The organism is Brevundimonas sp. ABV4_179 (assembly GCF_056311945.1).
Window position 1 is genome coordinate 1,172,352 of record NZ_CM149976.1, and the last position, 15,100, is coordinate 1,187,451.

The 15,100-nt window shown below is 69.5% G+C and carries 19 protein-coding genes; 16 read left to right on the forward strand and 3 right to left on the reverse strand.

All coding sequences use genetic code 11. The features are described from left to right. The first annotated feature begins 14 nt into the window (after positions 1 to 14). The 16 genes from ACYX4P_RS05640 to ACYX4P_RS05715 all read left to right on the forward strand — a co-directional run bounded on the left by ACYX4P_RS05640 (position 15) and on the right by ACYX4P_RS05715 (position 12,442). Entirely contained in the window at positions 15 to 584 is a 570-nt protein-coding gene (locus ACYX4P_RS05640) for a hypothetical protein (protein ID WP_224761178.1), read from the forward strand. A 23-nt stretch (positions 585 to 607) separates the two neighbouring features. Next, positions 608 to 1,291: a hypothetical protein gene (locus ACYX4P_RS05645; protein ID WP_224761179.1), complete on the forward strand. Its 684-nt coding sequence runs from the start codon at positions 608 to 610 to the stop codon at positions 1,289 to 1,291. Continuing rightward, positions 1,281 to 2,021 carry a hypothetical protein gene (locus ACYX4P_RS05650; RefSeq protein ID WP_191554984.1) on the forward strand — a complete coding sequence of 247 codons (741 nt, stop codon included), beginning with the start codon at positions 1,281 to 1,283 and terminating at the stop codon, positions 2,019 to 2,021. Before ACYX4P_RS05645 ends, ACYX4P_RS05650 begins: the two co-directional genes overlap by 11 nt. A gap of 356 nt (positions 2,022 to 2,377) precedes the next feature. After that, positions 2,378 to 2,698 (forward strand): TrbC/VirB2 family type IV secretion system protein, encoded by a 321-nt coding sequence (locus tag ACYX4P_RS05655; RefSeq protein ID WP_191554985.1) that lies wholly within the window; start codon positions 2,378 to 2,380, stop codon positions 2,696 to 2,698. After that, complete coding sequence (locus tag ACYX4P_RS05660; protein WP_191554986.1) at positions 2,698 to 2,976, forward strand: VirB3 family type IV secretion system protein; 279 nt, start codon at positions 2,698 to 2,700, stop codon at positions 2,974 to 2,976. Before ACYX4P_RS05655 ends, ACYX4P_RS05660 begins: the two co-directional genes overlap by 1 nt. A 7-nt stretch (positions 2,977 to 2,983) precedes the next feature. Continuing rightward, positions 2,984 to 5,407, forward strand: coding sequence for a conjugal transfer protein TrbE (gene trbE, locus ACYX4P_RS05665; RefSeq protein WP_191554987.1), 2,424 nt, complete (start codon positions 2,984 to 2,986; stop codon positions 5,405 to 5,407). Further along, entirely contained in the window at positions 5,358 to 6,110 is a 753-nt protein-coding gene (locus tag ACYX4P_RS05670; protein WP_476070223.1) for a TrbJ/VirB5 family protein, read from the forward strand. The genes trbE and ACYX4P_RS05670 overlap by 50 nt, the downstream gene beginning before the upstream one ends. Positions 6,111 to 6,121: 11 nt before the next feature. Continuing rightward, entirely contained in the window at positions 6,122 to 7,549 is a 1,428-nt protein-coding gene (gene trbL, locus ACYX4P_RS05675) for a P-type conjugative transfer protein TrbL (protein ID WP_354040052.1), read from the forward strand. A 2-nt stretch (positions 7,550 to 7,551) separates the two neighbouring features. Further along, positions 7,552 to 8,235 carry a conjugal transfer protein TrbF gene (gene trbF / locus ACYX4P_RS05680; RefSeq protein WP_354040050.1) on the forward strand — a complete coding sequence of 228 codons (684 nt, stop codon included), beginning with the start codon at positions 7,552 to 7,554 and terminating at the stop codon, positions 8,233 to 8,235. Then, positions 8,214 to 9,284, forward strand: coding sequence for a TrbG/VirB9 family P-type conjugative transfer protein (locus ACYX4P_RS05685; RefSeq protein WP_191554989.1), 1,071 nt, complete (start codon positions 8,214 to 8,216; stop codon positions 9,282 to 9,284). The genes trbF and ACYX4P_RS05685 overlap by 22 nt, the downstream gene beginning before the upstream one ends. Further along, positions 9,281 to 10,462: a TraB/TrbI/VirB10 family type IV secretion system protein gene (locus ACYX4P_RS05690; RefSeq protein WP_354040047.1), complete on the forward strand. Its 1,182-nt coding sequence runs from the start codon at positions 9,281 to 9,283 to the stop codon at positions 10,460 to 10,462. Before ACYX4P_RS05685 ends, ACYX4P_RS05690 begins: the two co-directional genes overlap by 4 nt. Continuing rightward, positions 10,459 to 10,971: a S26 family signal peptidase gene (locus tag ACYX4P_RS05695; RefSeq protein ID WP_354040045.1), complete on the forward strand. Its 513-nt coding sequence runs from the start codon at positions 10,459 to 10,461 to the stop codon at positions 10,969 to 10,971. Before ACYX4P_RS05690 ends, ACYX4P_RS05695 begins: the two co-directional genes overlap by 4 nt. Then, the gene (locus ACYX4P_RS05700) at positions 10,965 to 11,570 is read left to right on the forward strand and encodes a lytic transglycosylase domain-containing protein (RefSeq protein WP_354040043.1); all 606 of its coding nucleotides are present in this window, start codon (positions 10,965 to 10,967) and stop codon (positions 11,568 to 11,570) included. Before ACYX4P_RS05695 ends, ACYX4P_RS05700 begins: the two co-directional genes overlap by 7 nt. Positions 11,571 to 11,578: 8 nt before the next feature. Beyond that, positions 11,579 to 11,848 carry a hypothetical protein gene (locus tag ACYX4P_RS05705; protein WP_476070224.1) on the forward strand — a complete coding sequence of 90 codons (270 nt, stop codon included), beginning with the start codon at positions 11,579 to 11,581 and terminating at the stop codon, positions 11,846 to 11,848. Further along, positions 11,841 to 12,047, forward strand: coding sequence for a hypothetical protein (locus ACYX4P_RS05710; protein ID WP_354040039.1), 207 nt, complete (start codon positions 11,841 to 11,843; stop codon positions 12,045 to 12,047). Before ACYX4P_RS05705 ends, ACYX4P_RS05710 begins: the two co-directional genes overlap by 8 nt. Further along, positions 12,035 to 12,442, forward strand: coding sequence for a helix-turn-helix transcriptional regulator (locus ACYX4P_RS05715; RefSeq protein ID WP_354040037.1), 408 nt, complete (start codon positions 12,035 to 12,037; stop codon positions 12,440 to 12,442). The genes ACYX4P_RS05710 and ACYX4P_RS05715 overlap by 13 nt, the downstream gene beginning before the upstream one ends. Here ACYX4P_RS05715 and ACYX4P_RS05720 read toward each other — a convergent pair. The 3 genes from ACYX4P_RS05720 to ACYX4P_RS05730 all read right to left on the reverse strand — a co-directional run bounded on the left by ACYX4P_RS05720 (position 12,439) and on the right by ACYX4P_RS05730 (position 15,100). After that, positions 12,439 to 12,705 (reverse strand): DUF7662 domain-containing protein, encoded by a 267-nt coding sequence (locus tag ACYX4P_RS05720; RefSeq protein ID WP_354040035.1) that lies wholly within the window; start codon positions 12,703 to 12,705, stop codon positions 12,439 to 12,441. The genes ACYX4P_RS05715 and ACYX4P_RS05720 overlap by 4 nt on opposite strands. Positions 12,706 to 13,036: 331 nt before the next feature. Next, positions 13,037 to 14,392: an AlbA family DNA-binding domain-containing protein gene (locus ACYX4P_RS05725; protein ID WP_354040033.1), complete on the reverse strand. Its 1,356-nt coding sequence runs from the start codon at positions 14,390 to 14,392 to the stop codon at positions 13,037 to 13,039. Between the two features lie 39 nt (positions 14,393 to 14,431). Continuing rightward, on the reverse strand, positions 14,432 to 15,100 hold the full coding sequence (locus tag ACYX4P_RS05730; protein ID WP_476070225.1) for a Shedu anti-phage system protein SduA domain-containing protein: 669 nt from the start codon (positions 15,098 to 15,100) through the stop codon (positions 14,432 to 14,434).

The window sequence follows — 15,100 nt, forward strand, 5'->3', positions numbered from 1 at the left end:
AGCGGACAAATGCAATGAGCGGTATCAAGAGCCAGGACATCGTCGTCCTCCTGAAACTGGTGAGCCTCGAGCAGGAGCGCCTCCGGCTGCGCGACACAGGCGTCGAGCACAGGGAGGGGCCTCACACGGTGCGCGACCTGGAGATGCAGCTCGGCATCAGCAAGTCCGAGGTGAACAGCTCGATACGGCGAAGCCTTGCCTCCGGCCTCGCTCTCCGTGACCGCGTGGACAGACGCCCACGGGCCAATGCGCGCAGCCTGCTGGACTTCATCAGCCATGGTTTGAAGTTCGTCTTCCCGGCCACGCCGGGCGCCATGACGCGGGGCATGGCCACGGCCTTCGCTGCACCGATGCTGCAGGGCCTTCTGGTGAGCGCCGGCGAGTATATCTACGTCTGGCCGTCGCCCGACGGCGAGGTGGTGGGACAGGGCGTGAAGCCGCTGTTCAAGAGCGTCCCGGTCGCCGCTCGCCAGGACGACAGGCTCTACGAGTACCTGGCTCTCGTCGATGCGGTTCGCCTCGGCGGTCGCCGTGAATCCGACCTCGCCGGCGAGCGCCTGGCCGCGGCGATCCTCGCGCCATGAGCGTCCGGGGGCAGCTTCTCGCCATGCTTGAGCAGGTGGCCGAGGCCCTTGGCGAGGACCTGCGGGCGCGGATGGTCTTCGTCGGGGGATGCACCACGGCCTTCTTCGTCACCGACATCGCGACCCTGGAAGGGGTCCGGGCGACCGACGATGTCGACCTGGTCGTGGACCTCGCCGGCTATGGGGAGTGGGCGCGGCTGCAGGACGAGCTCATGGATCGAGGGTTCCGCGTCTCCGCCGAGGACGACGTGATCTGCCGCATGCGCCTGGGTGCGCTCAAGGTCGACGTCATGCCCGACGACCCGGAGATCCTGGGCTTCAGCAACCGATGGTACAGGCTCGGTATGGAGACGGCCGTCGAGCAGCCGTTGACCGACCGGCTCATGATCCGCCTGTTCACGCCGCCCCTCTTCCTCGCGACCAAGCTCGAGGCCTGGCTCGGCCGCGGCGCCGGGGACATGGTGATGAGCCGGGATCTGGAAGACGTCCTGCTGGTCGTCGACGGCCGCCCGGCCCTCGTCGATGAGGTGCGGGCCGCGGAGGCGCAGGTCCGCGTCTTCATCGCCGAACAGATCGCGGCGCTCATGCAGGGCAGGGATTTCAACCACCTCCTGGAAGACAATATCCGTGGCCCGGAGGGACGGACCGACATCGTCTACCGCCGCCTCGCCGACCTGGCTGCAAGCGGCGGCGGCCATGGGGTTTGACGTCGCCTGGCGGACCCGGACCGGACGACGCACCGCGGACAACCGCGACTGCGCCGGCCTGGGCGTGCGCGGCGACGAAGCGCTCTGCATTGTCCTGGACGGATCGACCCGGGGGCCCGACAGCGGCGCCCTGGCCCGCGACATCGCCCGGGGCCTGATCGACTGGTTTGTCGAACTCGAGAGCGCCGTCACCGCTGGAGCGTTGAAGGCAAAGCTCCGCGACCTGCACCAGGCGCTTGCTTCGCGCCGGCCGCGCGCCTCGGCGAGCTACGCGCTCGTTCACCTGAATGGCTCCGGCGACGGGCTGGCGCTGCATGCGGGCGACTGTCTGCTGGGACGGGTCCGCGCAGGGCGCGCCGAATGGCTCTTGCGCCCCGACACCCTCGCCAACGCCTTCGTCGACCTCGATATCGCGGCGATCGCGGCCGATCCGGCCCGGCATCGTCTGACGCGCAGCTTCAGACCCAGGGAGTTCATGCCGCCCTCCGCCCTCCCGCTTGAGGACGAGCGGGACCTGATCCTGGCGACCGACGGCTTCTGGGCCGATCTTCCCAATCCCGAACAGACCCGCTTCCTGGCGGGAGAGGACATTCCCCCTGGAGACCAGGCCGACGACCGGAGCGTCCTGCGCCTCCGCATACGCCCGGGCGACGGCGGTCTGACCCGGCTTGCGGAGGGGGGCAACGAGGGCTTTCACGTCCGCGTAGCGACGTCTTCGCGCTCCGCCTGACCGATAACGGCGCCGCCCGGCCCGACCGGCCAATCCGCCTCTCCGCCAATGAATATGGCGCCCGCGTTTTCTTCCAGAGAAACGGGTGAGCGCTACGCAAAACCGCGCGCGGACCGCACGGGGCCAAAGCCCCGCCACGACTGGACATGATTGGAAGTCGTCGCAAGTCGACCGGGGAGTTTCCGAGACTTCGCGAATAAGTCGCCACAAGTCGTCAGATGAGTTGTAGGGACTCGAATGTAAGTCAAAATACAGTCGCTCAAAATAATCGATCCACAGAGTTGACAGCCTGTGGATATATTTGCTTGCAATGTGTTGAGGCGCGGTGAGACGCGCTGAAAACAAAGGAAGCAGACATGCGACGGATACTGGGGCGCCGGCTTCTCGGCGCGATGACAACGTGCGGCCTGTTGTTGGCCGGACCCGCCCTGGCCGGGGGATCCGGGATGCCGTGGGAGGGGCCGCTGCAGCAGGTGGTCGAGTCGATCACCGGACCGGTGGTTCAGGCCGCGGCCGTCGTGGCGGTGGTCGTCTTCGGCGCCGGCATCGCCATGAGCGAGAACGGATCCTCGATGCGCAGGGGCCTCGGCATCATGTTCGGTCTGTCGATCGCCTTCGCCGCCTCGACCTTCTTCCTCGACTTCTTCGGCTTCGCCGGCGGGGCGGAGATCGGGTGATGGCCGGCTTCGCTCACGACGGCCGTCCGGACGGCTGGGATCTTCCGGTCGCCCAGGCCCTGGCTGAACCCGTGCTGATGGCCGGGATGCCGAGGGACTATGCGATCGCCATGGGCACGATCGCCATGGTTCTCGGCCTGGCGCTGCGTATCTGGTGGCTGGGCCTGCTGTGGTGGGCGGCGGCCCACGCCATTGGCCTGTGGGCCGCCAAGGCGGATCGCCGCTTCTTCGATGTCCTGCGCCGGCACCTGGCCATGCCGGGCCATCTGGACGCGTGAGGCCGGAATGCGTTTTCTCGACGAGCATCGCAGACGACCGGCGGCCCTCGCCGATCACCTGCCCTGGGCGGCCCTGGTCGCCCCCGGCGTCATCCTGAACAAGGACGGCTCCTTCACCACCGGCTTCCGCTTTCGGGGGCCTGACCTCGAGTCCTCGACGGAGGACGAACTGATGGCGGTCCGGGCCCGGCTGAACAACGCGCTGAAGCGGCTCGGCACCGGCTGGTGCCTCCACATGGAAGCCCGTCGGCGCGAGGCGGCGCCCTATCCGGAAAGCGCCTTCGACCTCGACGTCGCCTGGCTCCTGGACGAGGAGCGCCGCAGCCGCTTTGAGGCCGGCGACCTGGCCTTCGAGACCGACTTCCGACTGGCCCTGACCTGGTTGCCGCCGGCCGACGAGACGCGTCGGATCGAACGCTGGCTGTTCGACGGTCTGGCCCGCAGCGGCGCCGACTGGAGCCAGGCCCTCGCCCTGTTCGCCCGTGAGGCGGAGACCACGCTCGACCTTCTGTCCGATGCCTTGCCCGAGATCGCAGTCCTGGACGACGCGTCCCTGCTGACTTGGCTACACGACTGCGTCTCCACGCGCCCCTTCCAGATCGCCGTCCCCGAGCAGCCGATGTTCCTGGACGCCTGGCTGGCGGACACCGATCTCTCCGGCGGCATCGCGCCGAAGCTCGGGACGCGCTGGCTCAAGGTCGTCTCCGTGCGCGGCCTGCCCTCCGTCACCCGGCCGGGGCTGCTCGATGCCTTGGGCGCCTTGCCGTTCCCCTACCGCTGGACCGCGCGCTGGATCGGCCTCGACAAGCCGGAAGCCGAGCGCGAGATCGTTAAGCTGAGGAAGCGCTGGTTCGCCAAGCGCAAGGGCGTCGGCGTCCTGCTTCGCGAAGCCATCACCAAGGAGGAGGTCCCGCTCCTCGACACCGACGCCGCCTCCAAGACCGAGGAATGCGACGGGGCCCTGGCGGCCCTCGGGGCCGAGGCCTGCGCCTTCGGCTATCTGACCATGACCGTGACGGTGCTGGATGCCACGGAGGAGGGGGCTGCCGCCAAGGCCCGCGCCATCGAAGCGGCGCTCAACGCACAGGGGCTCGTCGCCCGCATCGAGGATCTCAACGCGGTCGAGGCCTGGCTCGGCTCCCTCCCGGGCGAGCCCTATGCCGATGTCCGCCGGCCGATGGTCTCGACCCTGAACTTGGCCGATCTGCTGCCGGTCTCCGCAGTCTGGGCGGGCCCGGCCCTGGACGCCCACCTGGACGGTCCGCCCCTGGCGACGGCGCGAACGACGGGGTCGACGCCGTTTCGTCTCGTGCTGCACGTCGGGGACGTCGGGCACGCCATGGTCGTCGGACCGACGGGCTCGGGCAAGAGCGCCCTCCTGTCCTTTCTGGCCCTGCAGTGGTTCCGCTACCCGGACGCCCGCGTCGTCTTCTTCGACAAGGGCCGCTCGGCCCGCGCCGCCACCCTGGCGGCGGGCGGGCGGTGGCGCGCCCTCGAACCCGGGGCGAAGTTTTCGCTCCAGCCCCTGGCCCGGATCGACGAGGAGACCGAGCGGGCCTGGGCCTCGGAATGGATCGCCGAGACCGTCCGCCTGGCCGGTCTGGAGCCCGTACCCCGGATTCGCGAGGAGATCTGGGCGGCGCTGGGCGCGCTCGCCGATGCGCCCGTCAGCCAGCGCACCCTCACCCTGTTCTGCGCCCTGGTCCAGGACCGCGCCGTGGCGGCGGCCCTGGAGCCCCTGACGCTCAAGGGGCCTCACGGCGCCCTGCTGGACGGGGAGGGCGAAGCCCCCGCGCCCGGACGGTTCGACACCTTCGAGTTGGAGAGCCTGATGGCGACGCCGTCCGCGGTGGCTCCGGTCCTCTCGGCCCTCTTTCACCATCTGGAGAGGAGCTTCGACGGGCGGCCGACCCTGCTGATCCTCGACGAGGCCTGGCTCTTCCTCGGCGAGACCGCCTTCGCCGCCAAGATTCGTGAGTGGCTCAAGACTTTGCGCAAGAAACGGGTGGCGGTGATCTTCGCGACCCAGAGCCTGGACGATGTCGCGGCCTCGCCGATCGCCTCCACCCTCATCGAGAGCTGTCCGACCCAGGTCTTCCTGCCCAACCCGCGCGCGCTCGAGCCGTCATCCGCCCGGCTCTACGAGGGGTTCGGGCTCAACCGGCGGCAGCTGGAGCTGATCGCCTTCGCCACCCCCAAGAGGGCCTACTACTGGCGCCAGCCTCGCGGCCGCCGGCTATTTGATCTTCGTCTGACCGGCGTCGCCCTGGCCCTTTGCGGCTCCGGCGCGCCGGAAGACCAGACCCTCATCGACGACATCCTCGCGCGCTCCGGAGAGGCCGGATTCGCGCGCCAGTTCCTCACAGCCAAGGGAGTCCATCATGTCGACGCCGTCCTCGACGCCTTCGCCCCGCCGCTCGCGGCCGAGTAGTTCTCTTCGCGTCCTCGCCTCCGGGCTGGTCGCGGCCAGTTTCCTGGGCGCCGCGCCGGCCCCGGCCCCGGCCCAGCAGGTGGTGTTCGATCCCCGCAATCACATCGAGAACGCGCTGCAGGCGGCGCGTCAGCTGGAGAGCCTGGCCAATGAGGCCCGGACCCTGGCGGCATCCCCCTACAGCCACCTGACCCGGAACAGCCAGAGCCTGCGCGACATGGCGGAATTGGCCCGGACCGCCCGAGGGCTCGCGACCTCAGTCGAAGGCCTGGAACAGCAGTTCGCGGAGCTCTACCCGGACGACCTGTTCGGCGCCGACCTGGCCCGCCTGGTGGCGCAGGGCGAAGCGCGCACAGCCGCTGCCCGGCGAACGGCCGAGGATGTGGCTCGCACCGCGGCCGAACTCGAACGGCTCGGTCAGGGGCGCAACGGCCGGCTCACAGGCGCCCTGTCGGCGAGCGAGGCCGCCGTTGGGCAGACGGCGGCGATCCAGTCGTCGAACCAGATGCTGGCCGTCCTGGCCGAGGACCTCGCCGCGCTCCGGACCGTCATGCTGGCCCAATCCCGCTTGCTGGCCGAGACGACCGCCCGGGAGGCCGCCGACCGGGCCGCCGGAGACGAGGCCCGTCGCCGCCGCTGGTCCGCGCCGGTGACCACGCCGACCGCCCCGGTCTTCGATCCGCTGTCGCACGCACGGGACTGAGGAGCCCTCGAATGTCGGTCGGAACGGAAACCCCAAACGAGCTGATGGTGGTGTTCTCCAACACCATCTCGGCCGGGTTCGACGCCCTGCAGGGTTCGGTCAACGGCGTCTTCGGCCTGCTGATCGCCCTGGTCGTGGCCCTGACGGGCATCCAGTGGGCGATGTCGCCCAACCGGGAGGTGCTGGCGTCTGGGTTCGGCAAGGTCCTTCTGATCGGCGCCTTCGCCTGGCTGATCAACGACTGGCAGCGACTGTCGGAGACGATCTACGCCGGCTTCATCGAGCTCGGCCTCACCGCGGGCGGCGGCTCGCTCAGCCGTGCTGACTTCCTCAACCCCGGAGCCATCCTCGCACAGGGCTGGGAGATCGTGAAAGCGCTCGGCGAGACGCCCGCGCCCGTCGACAATCCGCTCGACGTCGTCGGCAACATGACCGACGCCCTGATCCTGGGCCTGGCCATGATCGGCATCATGCTGGCCTTCGCCGTGCTGGCCCTGCAGATCGTCGTCACCCTGCTGGAGTTCAAGATCGTCACCCTGGGCGGCTTCGTGCTCCTGCCCTTCGGCATCTGGAACAAGTCCGCCTTCCTGGCCGAACGGCCCCTCGGCTACGTCGTCTCCTCGGGTCTGAAGGTCCTGGCCCTGGCCATCGTGGTCTCGGGCGCGCGGACGATCTTCGATCAGCTACAGCCTTCGGCCAACCCCGACATCTACGAGGCCCTGAGCATCCTCGTGGCCGCCATCCTCCTGGCCATGCTGGCGCTGTTCATCCCCAACCTCGCCTCGGCCCTCGTGACCGGCGGCCCCGCGCTTGGAGCCGGCGCTGCCCTGGCCGGGACCCTGGCGGTCAGCGGCGCAGGCGCCCTGGCGGCCGGGGCCGTGGCCGGCGCCGGAGCCGCAGTCTCCGGCGGGGCGGCGCGGATGGCTGGGCCTGCGCGGGCGGCGGCGGGGGCGGGTTCCGGTCGGTCGCCGACGTCGCCGTCGGGACCCTGGTCGCCAGGTTCGGGCCCATCCGGTTCCGGGCCTTCCGGATCGGGGTCGCCGCGTCCGTCTAACGACAATCCCGCCCCCTCGGGCCCGCGCTCCGGCGGGCGAGGCCCTGGCGTCGCCGAGCCGGCGCGAGCCTGGGAGGGCGAGGTCGCATCGGCCGAGCCAGACCCTGCTGTCACCCAGGCTTCCATGTCGGGGGCGGGCGGGTCGGCCGCTGGACCCGATGGCGCGTCGTCCGGCCGGCCCTCGGCGACGATCGGACGCGAGGCCGAGGCCGCGCGCCGCGCCTTCCATCGCGCCGCGTCCGGATCCGCCCAGGCCGCACCGCGTCCGCCGGGGCGGGCTGCCGCTCTGCAGGCTTTCTTCGTCGCCAATGCCGGACGGGGCTTGCTCCCCGCCGGCGAGACCAGCGGCGTCCTGTCTCCCAACCTCCGGACAGAGGACCAGTGACCATGCATCCCTTCTTCCGCCCTCGACGCGTCCAGCCGTCCGCCCCCGAAGCGACGCCCTACCAGCGCGCGGGCCAGGTCTGGGACGACCGCATGGGTCTGTCGCTCGCCCATGCCCGCAACTGGCGGCGGATCGCGCTGGCCAACCTTGTCCTCGCCGGCTTTCTCGGCGCGGGCTGGTGGGTCCAGGCCGACCGGGCCGTGGTCAAGCCGTTCGTGGTGGAGGTCTCCGACTGGGGCGAGACCCAGAGGATCACGGCCATCGGCGGCCGCTACGATCCGACCGAGGCCCAGATCGGCCATGCCCTCGCGCGCTGGATTCGCGACGTCCGCTCCAAGTCCATCGATCCGATCGTGATCCGGCAGAACTGGCTGGCAGCCTACGATTTGCTGACGCCCCGGGCGGCGAGTTTCCTCAACGCCTGGGCCCAGTCGCATGACCCGTTCGCCGATGTCGGGCGCGAGGCGGTCAACGTCGAGATCCTCAATGTCGTGCGCCGCACCGAGCGGACCTACGACCTGCAATGGCGCGAGACCCGGTTCGTCAACGGCCAGCAGGCCGGGGTCGAGCGATGGCGCGCTCTGATCACGACCGGGCGCCAGGCGCCGCGGACCGAGGCTGAACTGATGAAAAACCCCCTTGGCATCAAAATCGAGGACATCTCATGGACCCCCGACGCCTCCTGATCCTGACCATCGCCGGGCTCGGCCTGACCGGCTGCGCCGTGCTTCGCGACCCGGCCCCGGCCCTCGGTCCCGCCATCGTCCTGTCGCCGTATCCCGTACCTCCGGCGGAGGCGCCCCACTCTCTGGAGACTGCGGCTTCCGCTGTGAGCGAGGGAGCTTTCGAGGAGACGCGCGCCGTGGATGGGGCGGAAGCCGAGCCGGCGAACAGCGGTCCTGTTCCTTATGAGACGGTCGCCGCGATCTCCTCCTCAGCGCCTGCTGCGCGTGCGGAAACCGCAACGCCGGCCGCTTCCGGACGACGCGCCATCGCGGCCGCCAACGTGGAGGCTCGGACGGCGTCGCAGTCCGACGCCTTTGTCGGCGGGGTGCAGGTGTTCGGCTGGTCCCCGGGTCGGGTCTATGAGGTCTGGACCGCGCCCCTGCGCGTCACCACCCTGACGCTCGGCGCCGGGGAGACCCTGGTCTCGAAAGCGGCGGGAGACACCGTTCGCTGGCAGATCGGCGAGACCACCTCGGGCGAGGGCGCAGGCCGGCGCATCCATGTTCTGCTCAAGCCGCTGCAACGCGGGCTGGAGACCAACCTGGTCCTCACCACCAACCGGCGTGTCTACCTGCTGGACCTGCGAAGCGGCGCGGCGGACGGGTTCAATGCGGCGATCGCCTGGGACGTCGGGGCGATGGACGAACCGGCGTCGCCCTTGGTCGAGGATGGTGTGGACCTACGCGTTCCCGACCCGGTCGCGACCCCGGAGGGCCCGCTCGACGCCCGCTACCGGATCGAGCCCCAGGGACGGCGAGCGCGGTGGACGCCGGTCTCGGTGTTCAACGACGGTCTGCGCACCTTCATCGCCTTTGATCCCGATCTGCACATCGATGAGGCGCCGGCCCTGTTCGTGATCGCGCCGGACGGCGAGGCGCAGATGGTCAACTACCGCCAGGCCGGGGGCCTCTTCATTGTCGACCGCGTGTTCGACCGCGCCGAGCTGAGACTTGGCGACCGGCGGCCCCAGGTCGTGCGCATCCGCCGTCTTCAGGGAGCCGCCCGATGACCCTTCCTCCTGACCCTCGCCCTGAGTCCGACACGGCCGAGGCCGATCAACCGGCCGCCAAGACGCCGCCGCCGGGCCTGTCGATGCGGGCGCCGCGTCCGCCAGCGACCCGCCTGCGAAAGTCCGTCGTCCAGGCGATCATGATCGGCGGGGCTGTGCTGGTCTCCGGCTCGCTGGCCTGGGCTTTCGTGATCCAGCCCGAACTGCGCGACAGCGCCCGCGCGCGGGCGGCGGAGGCCCGGGAGGACGAGGCGCGCGGCGTGGTGCGGCCGGCCGAGGCCGTGACCGAACAGCCGGCGACCTATGATCGTCTGCCCGAGCCGCGCACCGCCGCCGAGCCGGAGGCGGAACCGGGAGCGGTTGCGTCGTCCCGGACCGAGCCTGTGCGATCCTATGGCGGCGGGTCTGCGCCACGATCCGCGCCGCGAGACCAGGGGCCGGGACCGCAGGAACTGGCGGCGCGATCGGGGCTGTTCTTTGAAACGGCGCAAGGCTCGGCGACGCCGGGGGAGCGAGCGCCGGCTGGCGGGTCCCCCCGGGCCGGTGGCGCCGACGCCGCCGGCATCGGCGCCACCTACAACGGCCATGTGCTGACCGCGCCCCTCTCGCCCTACGAGTTGAAGGCGGGCGCCATCATCCCCGCCGTGCTTCTGACCGGCGTGGACACCTCGCGGGCGGGACCCGTCGTGGCGACGGTGTCCCAAAACGTCTTCGACTCGGTGAGCGGCCGCCACCTGGTTCTGCCCCAGGGAACGCGGCTGATCGGCCGGCATGAGGGTGAGAGCGCCTATGGCGACCGCCGCGCCTTCCTGGCCTGGGACCGATTGATCCTGCCCAACGGCAAGAGCCTGGTCCTGACGGAGGAGCCCGGGGTGGACGCCCAGGGCGCCGTCGGCGTGCGGGGATCGGTCGATCGTCGGCTGTTGCCGCTTTTTGTCGGGACCCTGTTCGCCGGCGCCATCACGACCCTTGGCCAGATTGCGCGGGACGGCGATGACCGCAGCTCCGGCGGCCTGCTCGGCGACGCCGGCGACGCGGCCGCCATCGAGGGGTCGCAGGTCGGCGGGCGATTGGTCGATCGCGAGCTCCAGGTCCGACCCTCGATCCGGCTCCGGCCCGGCGCCTCCGTTCGGGTGATGATCACCCGGGACCTGATCCTGGAGCCCTACCAGCCATGACTTCGCCCCTGGACAATGGAAATCGCTGGGCGGCCCTTGGAGTCACCGTCTTCGTTCTTGGCTGCGTCGCCGCGGTCGCAGACCGGACCCCGGCCCTGGCGCTCGTCAACGAAAGCCCGAGCCTGCCCAAGGGGCTCTATCTCCGTGAGATCGGCGCCGCACCCGGTCGCGGCGCCACCGTCGCCCTGCCGCAGCCGCCGGAGGCCCAGCGCTATCTCGGCGCCCTCGGGATGCCGGTCGACGTCCTGCTGATCAAGCGGGTGGCGGCGGTCGGGGGGGACCTCGTCTGCCGGGGCGAGGCCGGGGTGACGGCCGCCGGTCGGACCGCGCCAGTCCTGGAGCGCGACGGCCGTGGCGAGCCGCTGCCGCAGTGGCGAGGGTGCCGGCGGCTCGGCCCGGGCGAGCTGTTCGTCCTGGGAGACACGCCGGGCAGTTTCGACAGCCGGTATTTTGGACCCGTTGCCCTTGGCGATGTCGACGGGGTGTTCCGGGAGACCCTGACATGGTGAAGATCTGTTTGGTGGCGGCGACGGCTTTGCTCTGGCCTGCGGCGTCCCAGGCCCAGTCGATCGACTGGCGTGAGGCGGGCGGCGACCTGTTCGGACGGCCGGCGGCGGTCGAAACGGTCGAGGTCGCCGACGCCGCGGGCTTCGCGGCTCGGCTTCCGCCCCTGTCTCAGCCGTTCATGGAGGCGATCGACCGGGCGGCGGATCGGCACGGGTTCGACCCCAAGCTCCTCCACGCGCTGGTGATCACGGAGTCTGCCTATCGCGCCGACGCATGCTCGTCCGCGGGCGCCTGCGGCCTGACCCAGTTGATGCCAGGGACCGCAGCCGAATTGGGGGTAAACGATCGATTCGACGTGGAGCAGAACCTCTCCGGCGGAGCCGACTATCTGGCCCGTCAGCTGATGCGCTTCGGGGACGTCCGCCTGGCGCTCGCGGCGTACAATTCCGGGCCCGGTCGCGTCGCCCGGCTCGGCCGCATCCCCGAGATCGCCGCGACCCGCGCCTATGTCGTCAGCGTTGTAGAATGCTACCTGGCGCTCTCCGCCGGACGCGGGGCTCGGAACTCCCGGGAGTGTCGGCCGCCGGAGGGCGGGCTGTGATCGCCGGGATGCAAGCCGGGCACACGGAACCGGAGGCCGGCGATCACGACCTGCTGACACGCAAGGAAGCCTCAGCCTTCCTCGTCCAGTTCGGCATTCGCATGAAGCCCGAGACGCTCGCCCGATTGTGGTCGACGGGGGGCAATGGTCCGCCCTGCCGGCACGTTCGGCACAAGCCCTACTATCCGAGGGGCGTGCTCAGGACCTGGGCCCTGGCCCAGGTCAGCGACCTGCGCGCATCAGCCCCGCCCGCAGCACGGGGGCGTCGCCATGGCTGATCCGCAATCACAGCCGGTGTCTGATCGCAGCATGCTGACGGTGGCGGACTTGCTGGTGGATCCGGCGGTCAGCTTCGCCCTGAAGGAGGTGCTGCGCGCCTGGGAGATGCGCGACCCGGTCGACGCGGCGCTGGACGCCCGGATCCTCGCCGATCTTCTCGAGCGCCGGGCGGACGAGGCTGTGTCATGGGCGTCGTGACCGACGGGCGTCCGGGCGGCGCTGACGATCGCCTGCTCGCATGGCCGGCTGTTCACGCCGTGACTGGCCTCAGCCGCACCACCGCCTGGCGAATGCAGAAGGCGGGGGATTTTCCACTGCCGGTCCTGGTGTCGCGGGGCCGGGTGGGATGGTGGGAGAGCGAATTGGCCGCATGGAAGCTGGCGCGGGCCCCGCGTCGTCCGGCCGAGCCCCGGCTGTTCGAGGCTTCAGCCGACCCGGAACGGCAAGGCGGCAGCCGCCCCGTCGCCCCCGCGAGTAAGGCTCCTGCGACGACGACCCCTGCCGGTGAGCCGGTGCAGGAGAGCGCGGCATCCGTCGGACGCCGGGGCTCCAAGACCTCGCCTGGCCAGATCGCCTTCGACTTCGGAAGCTAGGAAATCGGCTCTTTGGACGGAAGGCGTCGGAAGCGCACGCGATCTGCGCCGACGATCAGAAAGGCGTCGAAGCCGGCGTCGCCCCAGGCCCTGCGCTGGACGTGGGTCGTATCCGGGTCGGTAACGTTGGCCCACCACTGGGGCCGCGCCGCGCTCTTGGGCAGCATATAGCCGATCTTGCGCTCCATCTCGGCGAAGGTGAGTTCGAACTCGTCGAGTTTCTGTTTGCGTAGGTAGTCGCGGAGAGGATCGTATTTGGCCATCCCTGACAGTCTATCCGGCGGGCGCTGGCCTTGAAAGGCGCGGTTGTGCTCGACGCCGCCGGACTGGCGACGCGTCTGCGATCGGCGTCCTGCTCGGCTTCGTGGCGCCGCCGGTCCCGTCGTCGCCCCAGTTGCGGACGGCAGCGACCGCCGATTTTTCGGACCGCGATCCGCCCAGGTCCTGCGCCGACGGCCACGCCGCGGCGGCTAGAACCGGGACGGAAGGCGGCGCAGACCCCATGTGCGATCCTTTCGCGGGAGCGTTCCAGGAGCGGACCGCAGACGGGCCTGCGAAACGAGGACGCGGACTAGGGCGCCGGCTTCACTGTCGTCAACCTTGGCGCTCGAGTCGCGCCTGGACGCTCCGCTCGGCGACATCGCCGGGCAGGACATAGCCGTTGAACAGGGCGAGCAGCGGAGCGACGAGCTTGGCCGCGAACGGGGCGACGGCATTCGACGCCGTCTCCAGAGGAAGCGTCGTGAAGCTCTCCACCGCGTCGTCACGTGCGCGGTTCTCACCGAAGATCATAGGCGATCCGGTGAAGGATATGAGGTTCCGGCCCTGCACTCCGGTCCACCGGCACCGTACACCCAAGGTTGTCGTGCTGGGGTCCCACCCGAGGGCCGTCATATAGATCAGAGCGGCGGCCAGGCTTTCTCCCACGCCTTGGATCGTCAGGCGCGGCTCCATGGTTGCCTGGGTCTTCGCCTTGCGCTGTCGAGCGCTCGCGTCCGTGTCGAGCAGACGGTTCTGGTAGAAGACGCCAGCTGGCTCGAATCGCATGAAGTCAAGAATGTCGAACCAGCTGTCCACGATGACACGGCATTCCAGGCCGCCGTCCTCGAAGACCGGACGCTGATCGAGGGTGCCATCGTACCACAAGGCCATGCCGCCGAAGTTCGGGTCGCTGCCTGCGAGTGCGCGTCTGTCGGTCTGATCGGCCGGTCTGGCCGTCTGGGGAGGATCGGCGACGACCGCGATCTCGAACCGACCCCAGTCAAGTCCGGCGGCAGGGACCGGCTCCTGCGCCATAGCCTTTTCGTAGCGCTTCCGGCCGCGGGCCATGGCCTTGACGGTGATTTCAGCCAGGTCGTCTGCCCGGGGCGCGGACGGAAGTAGCGCCGTCAGGGCTCCCAGGTCCGAGGAGGCGAGATGCCGCCTGATGAAGCCCGCGATGTCGGCTTCGCGGTTGTCGAAGCAGATTTGCATCAGGACCGGCCAGTCCGCAGCGCAGGCCGGGGCGGTGCTGACGACGCCGCTGCCGTGAAGGGTGCGGACGTAGACGGTGTCCTTGGGAGCAGTGCCAATGGCTTTCTTTAGAACGGCGGGCGTTCTGACCCCGGTCGGAATGATAAGGACTGGGTGGTCGATCTCGCCGTTGCGGACGAACCGGACCTCGACCGGAATGGCGGGGGTGAGATGTCGGGAAACAAGGCCCTGGATCACGTCGTCGTTGAACAGGCTGCGCGGATCACTGGGCGGGCTGTCAGCCGGCTGGCGGGTCTTGTCGTCAATCCCGATCACTAGGTAGCCGCCGCCGTGATTGTAGAGGGCGGCGACGGCGCAGATGATTTTCTGCTTTCCTGCCTCAGCCGTCGGGTCGATCCAGCGCTTAAGTTCCAGCGACAGCGATTCCGTCGGTTCCGCTATCAGCCGGGACAGGTCATCGATTCGCGTCGGGGTCATCTCGACAATCCTGAGCGGAGTGTGGTGGCAGTCCGACCATCACGCGAGGTCGTTCGGCTGGTCTCCAATCGCCGGGTCAATCGCGTCGCCTTCTTCGATTCCGGCACCGGCGCGAACCCGGATCCGGTCCGCCACGAATGCATAGGCGTCGGTGAAGCTCACGCCGTCGTGCCGCAACTGAACCGGCCCGAGCGCGATCTGAGCGCGGATCGCGTCTCTGAGCGCCGGTGTGACGACGAACTGGGTCGGCTCAATCCAGCCGAAAATTTCCGGCACGACTACAGAGTCGCCCCGAAGCTCTATCGTCTCATTGCGCTTCACGCCGATGAAGCAGTCATGCTTGTAGGGGAGGCCCTCGGCGAGACTATCGAAACTGAGGATTTTAAAGTCATCTCGCTCCTCCGCCGCGATGATGGCCCGGCGAAGGTCGTTGTCGCCATATTCTCCGCGCCGGCCGTGGACGAGAACAAACTTCGGACGGACCGGATTTCGTCGCATGACGAGGGGCAGATGGAGGGGAGCGACGGTTGTCGCCATGAAGGCGGCCACGTTTTCCGGCGATGATAACCAGGCGCGCCAGCGGTTGATCTGCTGCAGTCCGGCCTGGAAATCCGGATGCAGGGCGTTGGAGTTGTCGCGGAAGAACCGGCTTCCCGGCTTTTCGATTTCGACGAAGACGATGTTCCAGTCGTCCGAACTCTTCGACAT

Bases quoted from the DNA above. Each gene is read 5' to 3' on its own strand.
- ACYX4P_RS05640 (WP_224761178.1), top strand. From the start codon at position 15: ATGAGCGGTATCAAGAGCCAGGACATCGTCGTCCTCCTGAAACTGGTG.
- ACYX4P_RS05645 (WP_224761179.1), top strand. From the start codon at position 608: ATGCTTGAGCAGGTGGCCGAGGCCCTTGGCGAGGACCTGCGGGCGCGG.
- ACYX4P_RS05650 (WP_191554984.1), top strand. From the start codon at position 1,281: ATGGGGTTTGACGTCGCCTGGCGGACCCGGACCGGACGACGCACCGCG.
- ACYX4P_RS05655 (WP_191554985.1), top strand. From the start codon at position 2,378: ATGCGACGGATACTGGGGCGCCGGCTTCTCGGCGCGATGACAACGTGC.
- ACYX4P_RS05660 (WP_191554986.1), top strand. From the start codon at position 2,698: ATGGCCGGCTTCGCTCACGACGGCCGTCCGGACGGCTGGGATCTTCCG.
- trbE (WP_191554987.1), top strand. From the start codon at position 2,984: ATGCGTTTTCTCGACGAGCATCGCAGACGACCGGCGGCCCTCGCCGAT.
- ACYX4P_RS05670 (WP_476070223.1), top strand. From the start codon at position 5,358: ATGTCGACGCCGTCCTCGACGCCTTCGCCCCGCCGCTCGCGGCCGAGT.
- trbL (WP_354040052.1), top strand. From the start codon at position 6,122: ATGTCGGTCGGAACGGAAACCCCAAACGAGCTGATGGTGGTGTTCTCC.
- trbF (WP_354040050.1), top strand. From the start codon at position 7,552: ATGCATCCCTTCTTCCGCCCTCGACGCGTCCAGCCGTCCGCCCCCGAA.
- ACYX4P_RS05685 (WP_191554989.1), top strand. From the start codon at position 8,214: ATGGACCCCCGACGCCTCCTGATCCTGACCATCGCCGGGCTCGGCCTG.
- ACYX4P_RS05690 (WP_354040047.1), top strand. From the start codon at position 9,281: ATGACCCTTCCTCCTGACCCTCGCCCTGAGTCCGACACGGCCGAGGCC.
- ACYX4P_RS05695 (WP_354040045.1), top strand. From the start codon at position 10,459: ATGACTTCGCCCCTGGACAATGGAAATCGCTGGGCGGCCCTTGGAGTC.
- ACYX4P_RS05700 (WP_354040043.1), top strand. From the start codon at position 10,965: ATGGTGAAGATCTGTTTGGTGGCGGCGACGGCTTTGCTCTGGCCTGCG.
- ACYX4P_RS05705 (WP_476070224.1), top strand. From the start codon at position 11,579: ATGCAAGCCGGGCACACGGAACCGGAGGCCGGCGATCACGACCTGCTG.
- ACYX4P_RS05710 (WP_354040039.1), top strand. From the start codon at position 11,841: ATGGCTGATCCGCAATCACAGCCGGTGTCTGATCGCAGCATGCTGACG.
- ACYX4P_RS05715 (WP_354040037.1), top strand. From the start codon at position 12,035: ATGGGCGTCGTGACCGACGGGCGTCCGGGCGGCGCTGACGATCGCCTG.
- ACYX4P_RS05720 (WP_354040035.1), bottom strand. From the start codon at position 12,705: ATGGCCAAATACGATCCTCTCCGCGACTACCTACGCAAACAGAAACTC.
- ACYX4P_RS05725 (WP_354040033.1), bottom strand. From the start codon at position 14,392: ATGACCCCGACGCGAATCGATGACCTGTCCCGGCTGATAGCGGAACCG.
- ACYX4P_RS05730 (WP_476070225.1), bottom strand. From the start codon at position 15,100: ATGTCGAAGAGTTCGGACGACTGGAACATCGTCTTCGTCGAAATCGAA.